General features: G+C 64.7%; 8 protein-coding genes. 6 read left to right on the top strand and 2 right to left on the bottom strand.

Going from position 1 to position 8,903, the window contains the following annotated elements; genetic code table 11:
* Nucleotides 1-135: 135 nt before the first annotated feature.
* Entirely contained in the window at nt 136-654 is a 519-nt protein-coding gene (locus QM590_RS23090) for a GtrA family protein (RefSeq protein ID WP_082899055.1), read from the bottom strand.
* A gap of 47 nt (nt 655-701) precedes the next feature.
* Here QM590_RS23090 and dprE1 point away from each other — a divergent pair, with 47 nt between their 5' ends.
* Genes dprE1 through QM590_RS23075 form a run of 3 tightly spaced genes read left to right on the top strand, consistent with a single transcriptional unit; the run spans nt 702 to nt 4,809 of the window.
* Nucleotides 702-2,153, top strand: coding sequence for a decaprenylphosphoryl-beta-D-ribose oxidase (gene dprE1, locus QM590_RS23085; RefSeq protein ID WP_269596551.1), 1,452 nt, complete (start codon nt 702-704; stop codon nt 2,151-2,153).
* On the top strand, nt 2,150-2,914 hold the full coding sequence (dprE2, locus tag QM590_RS23080) for a decaprenylphospho-beta-D-erythro-pentofuranosid-2-ulose 2-reductase (protein ID WP_269596552.1): 765 nt from the start codon (nt 2,150-2,152) through the stop codon (nt 2,912-2,914). Before dprE1 ends, dprE2 begins: the two co-directional genes overlap by 4 nt.
* 5 nt (nt 2,915-2,919) lie before the next feature.
* Nucleotides 2,920-4,809 carry a galactan 5-O-arabinofuranosyltransferase gene (locus tag QM590_RS23075; protein ID WP_269596553.1) on the top strand — a complete coding sequence of 630 codons (1,890 nt, stop codon included), beginning with the start codon at nt 2,920-2,922 and terminating at the stop codon, nt 4,807-4,809.
* A gap of 22 nt (nt 4,810-4,831) precedes the next feature.
* On the opposite strand, the gene QM590_RS23070 is transcribed toward QM590_RS23075, so the two are convergent.
* Nucleotides 4,832-5,821, bottom strand: a complete 990-nt coding sequence (locus tag QM590_RS23070; RefSeq protein WP_411741381.1) for a helix-turn-helix domain-containing protein — start codon at nt 5,819-5,821, stop codon at nt 4,832-4,834.
* Between the two features lie 118 nt (nt 5,822-5,939).
* On the opposite strand from QM590_RS23070, the gene QM590_RS23065 reads away from it, so the two are divergent.
* Genes QM590_RS23065 through QM590_RS23055 form a run of 3 tightly spaced genes read left to right on the top strand, consistent with a single transcriptional unit; the run spans nt 5,940 to nt 8,893 of the window.
* Nucleotides 5,940-6,260, top strand: coding sequence for a 2Fe-2S iron-sulfur cluster-binding protein (locus tag QM590_RS23065; RefSeq protein WP_149407732.1), 321 nt, complete (start codon nt 5,940-5,942; stop codon nt 6,258-6,260).
* A gap of 23 nt (nt 6,261-6,283) precedes the next feature.
* The gene (locus QM590_RS23060) at nt 6,284-7,672 is read left to right on the top strand and encodes a cytochrome P450 (protein WP_269596555.1); all 1,389 of its coding nucleotides are present in this window, start codon (nt 6,284-6,286) and stop codon (nt 7,670-7,672) included.
* Entirely contained in the window at nt 7,673-8,893 is a 1,221-nt protein-coding gene (locus QM590_RS23055) for an NAD(P)/FAD-dependent oxidoreductase (protein ID WP_269596556.1), read from the top strand.
* The last annotated feature ends 10 nt before the right edge of the window (nt 8,894-8,903 follow it).

Genomic DNA, 8,903 nt, shown 5'->3' with positions numbered 1-8,903 from the left:
TGACGAGAATGCGCGCATTTGGCAAGTGCGCGCGCGTTTGCGAACCTCACGGGGCGAACCCGCGCTGGCGAACCCCCGGGGCGAACCTCACGGAGGCGAATCCGCGCCTGCGACCCCCGAGCCCGAACCCGCGACTCAGCGGATTTTGAAGATCACGAATCGCTGGACGAGGAAGTTGATGACCGTCGCCGTACCCTGCGCGATGACGAAGGCCACGTTGGCGTACCAGAAGCCGTCGGGAAGAGCCTGGTAGAGCCAGGTGTAGATGCCGACCTGGACGGCGAAGGTGACTCCGTACAGCGCGACGACGGCGAAGAACCGGGCCCGTGACGGGGCCGCGTTGAACGTCCAGCGGCGGTTGATCAGGTAGGCCGTCGTCGTTCCGAGTACGAAGCCGATGGCCTTGGCCAGTGTGACCCCGACACCGAACACGAAGTGCAGGATCAGGTTGACGCCCTGGTCGACGATGGCCGACAGCACACCCGTCGCCAAGAAACGCACCACCTGCGTCTTGAGATCGAGGGCCGCGTCGGCGATGTTCTCGGTCAGCGGCAACTCGACGGGTAGCGGGACGTGATGCTGCAACTCGTCGTTCTCGGGCGACCAGTCGTCGCCCGTGGAGCCTTCTTCTGCGGAGCGGTCGGGGGTGGACACGAGGACTGACACTAGCCGCTGCTGCGGTGCGGGTACCCTCTTGAGCGATGTCCACGACAGCCGACGACGCACTCTTCCCCCTGGAACCACAGGCCGGGAACACTGCGCCGCTACCCACGCAGACCCGCACACTCACCGGTTGGGGCCGTACCGCTCCCTCCACCGGAGAGGTGCTCTCGACCTCCGACCCCGAGCTCATCGCGAACGCGGTCAAGCAGGTCGCCGAGCAGAACGACTCCAAGCCGGCCCACCTCCGACGCGGCGTCATCGCCCGCGGCCTCGGCCGCTCCTACGGTGACAATGCGCAGAACTCCGGCGGCCTGGTCATCGACATGAATGCCTTGAACGGCATCCACAGCATCGACGCGTCGACGCGCATCGTCGACGTCGACGGTGGCGTCAACCTCGACCAGCTGATGCGCGCCGCGCTGCCGTTCGGCCTGTGGGTACCGGTGCTGCCGGGTACCCGCCAGGTCACGATCGGCGGGGCCATCGGCACCGACATCCACGGCAAGAACCATCACAGCGCGGGCAGCTTCGGCAACCACGTCCGCTCGATGGAACTGCTCACCGCGGACGGTCAGGTCCGCCACCTGACGCCGTCGGGCAAGAACGCCAAGCTCTTCTGGGCGACGGTCGGCGGCAACGGCCTGACCGGCATCATCCTGCGCGCGACGATCGAGATGACGCCGACGGAGACGGCCTACTTCATCGCCGACGGAGACGTCACCACCACCCTCGACGAGACCATCGCCCTGCACAGCGACGGCAGCGAGAACAACTACGACTACTCGAGTGCCTGGTTCGACGCGGTCGCCCCGCCGCCCAAGCTCGGCCGCGCGGCCCTTTCGCGCGGATCGCTCGCGACGTTGGACCAGTTGCCGGCCAAACTCCAGAAGGACCCGCTGCGGTTCAACGCCAAGCCGCTGGTGACGTTCCCGGACGTCTTCCCCAACGGCCTGGCCAACAAGTACACGTTCTCCGCCGTCGGCGAGGTCTGGTACCGCAAGTCCGGCAACTACCGGAACAAGGTCCAGTCCCTGACGGCGTTCTACCACCCGCTGGACATGTTCGGTGAGTGGAACCGCGCCTACGGCTCCAAGGGCTTTCTCCAGTACCAGTTCGTTGTCCCTCCGGAGGCCGTCGACGAGTTCAAGAAGATCATCGTCGACATCCAGAAGTCCGGGCACTACTCGTTCCTCAACGTCTTCAAGCTGTTCGGACCCGGAAACAAAGCGCCACTGAGCTTTCCGATTCCGGGTTGGAACATCTGCGTCGACTTCCCGATCAAGCCGGGATTGAACGAGTTCGTTCGCGAGCTCGACAAGCGGGTGCTCGAGTTCGGTGGTCGTCTGTACACCGCGAAGGATTCGCGCACCGACGCCGAGACCTTCCACTCGATGTACCCGCGGATCGACGAGTGGATCAAGGTCCGCCGATCCGTTGACCCCACAGGCGTTTTCGCCTCCGATATGGCTAGAAGGCTGGAACTGCTGTGACGATTGATGCCGTAGGCAACCCCCAGACGATTCTCGTTCTGGGCGGCACCAGCGAGATCGGTCTCGCGATCACCGAGGAGTACCTGTCGAAGTCTCCGGCACGTGTCATCCTCGCTGCGCTGCCGAACGATCCTCTCCGTGACAGCGCCGTCGCACAGCTGACGGCCAAGGGCGCGAAGTCCGTCGACGTCATCGACTTCGATGCACTCGACACCGCCTCGCATCCCAAGGTGATCGACGCGGCCTGGGCCAAGGGTGACGTCGACGTCGCCATCGTCGCTTTCGCCGTCGACTTCGATGCCGAGCAGCTCTGGCAGGACCAGCGCAAGGCCGTCCTCGCCGCGAACATCAACTACACCGCCTCCGTTTCGGTCGGCGTGCTGCTGGGCGAGAAGATGAAGGCGCAGGCCTACGGCCGCATCATCGTCATGTCCTCGGTGGCAGGCGAGCGGGTGCGTCGTTCCAACTTCGTCTACGGCTCCACCAAGGCCGGACTCGACGGGTTCTACCTAGGACTCGGAGAAGCGTTGCGCGAGTTCGGACCTCGGGTCACCGTCGTTCGCCCGGGCATGGTGCGCACCAAGTTCAGCACACACGTCAAGGAAGCGCCGATGACCGTCGACAAGGAGGTCATCGCAAAGCTCGCGGTGAACGCGTCACGCAAGGGCACCCCCTTGATCTGGACTCCCGCGCCCTGGCGTCTGGTGATGATGGTGCTGCGGCACGTGCCGCGGCCGATCTTCCGCAAGCTGCCCATCTGATCTCGATGACAATCGGGGTTGCACCGGCTCGCAGAACCGCCTCTGCCGTCGGGGAAATCGCTCTCGGTGTGCTCGTCGCAGTGGTCGTGGCGACGGTCGGGTTGTACGCCTTCTCACTGGTTCAGTGGCCGGCGTTCAACTCGTCCAATGTCACCCGCGCCATCACGACGCTCGGGCAGGTGACCGCTGCAGCACTGTTCGCCGCGTCGATCTACCTGTACCGGATTCACAAGTGGCCGTGGATAGCTCGGCTCGCGGCGTGGATCGGGCTGAGCGGATTCGTCACCGTCACCCTCGGGATGCCGCTGGCTGCAACCAAGCTCTACCTGTTCGGCATCTCCGTCGACCAGGAGTTCCGTACCGAATACCTGACGCGACTGACGGATTCGGCGTCGTTGCGCGACATGACGTACGCAGACATTCCGCCCTTCTATCCGGCCGGCTGGTTCTGGCTCGGCGGACGCGTCGGCAACCTGCTGGGCATGGACGGCTGGGAAGTGTTCAAGCCCTACGCAATCGGGCTGCTCGCCGTCACCGCCGTCGTGTCGTTCGTGCTGTGGAAGGCACTGATCCGAGCCGACTGGGCCGTCGCCGTCAGCGCCGTCACCACCGCACTCGTCGTCGCCCACGCCTCCCCCGAGGCATACAGCGCCGTGATCGTGATGCTCTTCGCACCCGCGCTGGTCCTCGCGTGGGGAGCCCTGCACCGCACCGCCTCGGGCGGGTGGGGAGCGGTGGTCGGCACCGGACTCTTTCTCGGTCTGGCCGCGACGTTCTACACGCTGTATCTCGGCCTGGCGGCGTTCACCGTCGTGCTGATGGCGCTCTTCGCGGCCGTCCTCGCCTATCGCGAGAAGAAGTCCTGGAACGTACTGGTTCCCATCGCGATCAAGGTCGCCGCGATCGCCGCGATATCGGGCCTCATCGCCGCGACCGTATGGCTGCCGTACCTGATCGAATTCCTGCGCGGTGCGCCGTCCACGTCGGGCACAGCGTTGCACTATCTGCCCGAAGCCGGTGCGACACTGCCTTTCCCGATGTTCGAGTTCTCCCTGATGGGCGTGCTGTGCCTCATCGGCACGGTGTGGGTGGCGGTGCGGTTCTCGTCCTCACGCCGAGCGCAGGCACTGGGCGTCGGCGTCGTCTCGATCTATCTGTGGACGCTGCTCTCCATGGCCGCCACGGCCGCGGGCACCACCCTGCTCTCGTTCCGCCTCGAAGCGGTGCTGATCGTATTGCTGGGCAGCGCAGGCGTTTTCGGCTTCCTCGAAGGAAGCCACGCGATCTACCAGGCCATCAACGAGCCACCGAAGTTCCGTATCGCCGCTGTCGTCGTAGCAGCCATCGGCGCGATGACCTATGCGCAGAACATCCCCCAGGTACTGCAGACCGAGATCACCGTCGCGTACTCCGACACCGACGGTGACGGCAACCGCGCCGACATGCGTCCACCGAGCGCGGTCTCGTACTACCGCGAGGTCGACACCGCCCTGACCGAGCAGACCCAGCGTCCGCGCGACGAAACCGTCGTACTGACGGCGGACACGTCGTTCCTCAGCTACTACCCGTACTTCGGCTTCCAAGGACTGACCTCGCACTACGCCAACCCACTGGCGCAGTTCGATCAGCGAGCCGACGCCATCGAGCAGTGGACCGAGCTCGAGACGCCCGATCAGCTGGTCGACGCGCTCGACACCAGCCAGTGGCGCGCGCCGGATGCGTTCCTGTTCCGCCGCGGTGCCGACGGTTACACCCTGCGCCTGGCCGAGGACGTCTACCCGAACGACCCGAACGTGCGCCGCTACACCGTCACCTTCCCGCAGTCACTGTTCGAGGATCCGCGCTTCACCGTCACCGACATCGGACCCTTCGCGCTGGTCGTGCGCACGAATTGAACGGTCGTCGACCGCGAACGCACTACCTCGGTGCTGCGGTGCGAGATCGAAATTCCCTCGGTGAGCGTCCGGTCCATCGCGTGAACGCATGCGAGAAGCTGGCGACGTCGCTGTAGCCGAGTTCGGCGGCGATCTCCCCTACGGTGACCGAACCGTCGAGCAGACGCACGGTCGCGCGCTCCTGAAGGAACGCCTGACGTAGCGCACGGAACGTGGCTCCCTCGTTGCCGAGTTTTCGTTTGAGGGTGCTGGTGGAGACGGCCATTCTCCGGGCACAGTGCGCACTGTTGGTGCACTCGCGGTCGGTGTCGAACAGCGCGCGCACGGTGTCCGTGTACGACTTCGTACGACGGCCGTCGACGGCCTTCTTCAGTTCCGCGATCCCGAGTTGATACGACAACGAATCGGAGAACCGGCATGCCTCGTCGAGGATGGCCGCCGGCACGAAGACGAACGGTGACGGCGCATCGAACACGATGCGCCGGATCTCGTCGTCGTCGAGCGTATCGCGCTCCGGGGCCGGGATATCGAGGTGAAGTTCGACCGCGTCCGCGAAGCCGGCGAGCATGTCGATCAGACGAAGAAGGCACGAACCGCCGTACGCGACAGCAATGCTGTCGAGCCCCTCGTCCCCCGTGCGCCCGGCGAGTCCGATGGTCAACCCTCGATCGGTGTGGTGGATGTGCACGGCGAGAGCCGTCGAGACCAGCGGGAGGAACTCCAGCAACTCGACCATCTCTGCCACCGATCCGGCACTGATCAGCGGAAGACTGAGAGGGCCGAACGACGTGGGCTGCACGTATTGCGCGAACGTCGCGCCGAGCCGGAAACCCTGTTGACGGTCGAGGTCCGGGTACACCTCCCGAAACCACCGCAGCGGCACCTGTCCGTCGCGGGTGACCAGCTCCGTCATGCTGACGCCGTCACGCACCAGGATGCGTCGGAACGCCGCCTCGGCCCGCTCGCCCAGCGCGCCACTACCGAGCAGCTGCGCGAAGGCAAGCGGGGGCACTCCGGACTCCGTTGATCCCACATGAGCCAAATTAACAACAAATCGACGCTTTCGAGCCTGGTTCGGAAAGTCCATCGCAGTGAGACTTGGAACACAGTTACTCAGCGAGGAGAACACCATGGCCAACGTCACCTTTGTCACGCACGACGGCGAGAAGCACGAGGCACCGCTGACCGAGGGCACATCCCTGATGCAGATTGCCGTCGACAACGCCATCCCGGGTATCGACGGAGACTGCGGCGGCGAAGCAGCCTGCGGAACCTGTCACGTCGTCGTCGACAACGCATGGAGCGACGTCGTCGGCACCAACGACGAGGTCGAGGAGGACATGCTCGCCATGAACCCCGAGCGTGAACCGACATCTCGGCTGTCGTGCCAGATGACCGCGCGCGAATCCTGGGACGGCTTGACGGTCCGCGTTCCCGAATTCCAGATCTGACCTGCGGACCGAAGGAGAGAGCCATGAGTATCGCCGACACCGTCGCGACCACCGCGAGATCCGTCATCCCGATGGAACTGCAGATCCGCGGCGCGCACCTCTACGACAAGACGCGTCGGATCGTGACCCGCACCGACGGCCAGGTCATGTTCACCGAGACACCGATTCCGCCGGTCGACGAGGTCGATCTCGCCGACATCGATCTGAGCAACCCGTTCCTCTACCGCCAAGGCCTCTGGAAGTCGTACTTCGAGCGCGTCCGCAACGAAGCGCCGGTGCACTTCCAGCCGAACAGCCCGTTCGGGCCGTTCTGGTCGGTCACCCGGCATGCGGACATCATCGCCGTCGACAAGAACCACAAGGTGTTCTCGGCGGAGCCGTTCATCATCATCGGCAAGCCGCCGCGCTTCATGGACATCGCGATGTTCATCGCGATGGACCCCCCGCGTCACGACGCTCAGCGCGCCGCGGTCCAAGGGGTGGTGGCCCCGAAGAATCTCCGTGAGATGGAGGACCTGATCCGGTCCAGGGTTCAGGAAGTTCTCGACGACCTTCCCGTGAACCAGCCGTTCGACTGGGTTCGCACGGTGTCCGTCGAACTCACGGCACGGATGCTGGCGACGCTGCTCGATTTCCCGTACGAGCAGCGACACAAGCTCGTCGAGTGGTCGGACCTGGCAACGGCAATGGAACAGACCAACGGTGGCCCCTCGGACAACGACGAGGTGTTCGGTGCCATGGTCGACGCAGCCAAGGGCCTGAGCGCCCTCTGGCACGACAAGGCCGCGCGAAGGGCCGCAGGAGAAGAGCCCGGCTTCGACCTGATCTCGCTGCTGCAAGCCAATGACGACACGAAGGATCTCATCGACCGGCCGCTGGAGTTCCTGGGAAATCTCACCCTGCTCATCGTCGGGGGCAACGACACCACGCGTAACTCGATGAGCGGTGGAGTGTTGGCGCTCAACGAGTTTCCCGATCAGTTCGAGAAGCTGAAGGCGAATCCCGATCTCGTGCCCGGCATGGTGTCGGAGATCATCCGCTGGCAGACGCCGCTGGCCTACATGCGCAGGATCGCGAAGGAAGACACGATCCTGAACGGTCAGTTCATCCGCAAGGGCGACAAGGTGGTCATGTGGTACGCCTCCGGCAACCGCGACGAGCGCGTGTTCGATCGGCCCGACGACTTCATCATCGACCGCAAGAACGCACGCAACCACATCGCGTTCGGGTTCGGCGTGCACCGGTGCATGGGCAACAGGCTCGCGGAGATGCAACTGCGAATCCTCTGGGAGGAGTTGCTGACCCGGTTCGAGAACATCGAAGTGGTCGGGAAGCCCGAGTACGTGCAGTCCAACTTCGTGAGAGGCATATCCAAGATGATGGTCACCCTCACCCCGAAGCAGCAGGCCTGAGTGGGTGCCGAACGCGCGGTGATCATCGGTGCCAGCCACGCCGGCGCTCAGCTCGCCGCACATCTGCGACGCGAGAAGTGGGCCGGGGAGATAGTTCTCATCGGTGATGAGGGGACGTTGCCCTACCAACGTCCCCCGTTGTCGAAGGCGTACCTGGCCGGCACCTCGACCCTCGAGGCCATGGCCATCCGCGGAGCGGACTTCTACGACAAGCAGGACATCGAGCTGGTCGATGGTTCGGTGAGCAGCATCGATCGTGAGGCTCGCACGGTCACGTTCGATTCCGGCGTCACGCAGTCGTACAGCAAGCTCGCCCTGTGCACCGGCGCGCGAACTCGCCGACTGGTAACTCCCGGAGCAGATTTGGCGGGCATCCACTACCTGCGCACCGCCGCCGACTCCGCATCGCTACGCTCGGCCGCGACGCCGGGCACACGGGTAGTCGTCGTCGGTGGCGGTTACATCGGTTTGGAAACGGCAGCGTCCCTCCGGGCATCCGGTCTCGACGTCACCGTCGTCGAGGCCGCGGAGCGTGTTCTGGAACGCGTGACCGCACCGGTGGTCTCGACGTTCTTCACCCGAATCCACCGCGAAGCGGGCGTGGAGATCCGGACGGGTGCGCTCGTGGAGGAGTTCCGCGGAGACAGCCGTGTGCGCGAGGTCGTGCTGGCCGGCGGAGACACGCTCCCGGCAGATCTGGTGGTCATCGGGGTGGGCATCGTGCCCAACACCGAACTCGCCGAAGCGGCCGGGATCACCGTCGACAACGGAATCGTCATCGACGATCGGACCCGCACCGACGATCCCGATATCGTCGCTGCCGGCGACTGCGCCGCCTACCACGTTGCCCGCTACTCGCGGCGCGTCCGCCTCGAAGGAGTCTGCGCTGCAAACGAACACGCGAAGGTGGCGGCATCGACTTTGACCGGAGGGTCCGCCACCATCACCGCGCTGCCATGGTTCTGGTCCGACCAGTACGACCTCAAGCTTCAGATCGCCGGACTGGGCACCGGATACGACGACGTCATCGTCAACGGCGACCCGGAGCGCGATCGCGACTTCACCTGCTACTACCTCCGCGACGGCCAACTCATCGCCGCAGACTGCGTCAACCGTCCGCGCGATTTCATGACCAGCGCTCAATGTCAAGCTGTCTGGAGTCGGTTGTTGTTGATTCGGGAGTGTCAGATTAACGGTGGATCCGACCTTGGCGTCGGTTAGTTTCCGTTCG

Origin of the sequence: Rhodococcus sp. IEGM 1372, from assembly GCF_030056835.1 — a bacterium.
Classification (GTDB): domain Bacteria; phylum Actinomycetota; class Actinomycetes; order Mycobacteriales; family Mycobacteriaceae; genus Rhodococcoides.
Note: the sequence above shows the minus strand (reverse complement) of the source record. Positions and strands in the feature narration are given on the sequence as shown.

Bases quoted from the DNA above. Each gene is read 5' to 3' on its own strand.
- dprE1 (WP_269596551.1), top strand. From the start codon at position 702: ATGTCCACGACAGCCGACGACGCACTCTTCCCCCTGGAACCACAGGCC.
- QM590_RS23060 (WP_269596555.1), top strand. From the start codon at position 6,284: ATGAGTATCGCCGACACCGTCGCGACCACCGCGAGATCCGTCATCCCG.
- QM590_RS23075 (WP_269596553.1), top strand. From the start codon at position 2,920: ATGACAATCGGGGTTGCACCGGCTCGCAGAACCGCCTCTGCCGTCGGG.
- QM590_RS23065 (WP_149407732.1), top strand. From the start codon at position 5,940: ATGGCCAACGTCACCTTTGTCACGCACGACGGCGAGAAGCACGAGGCA.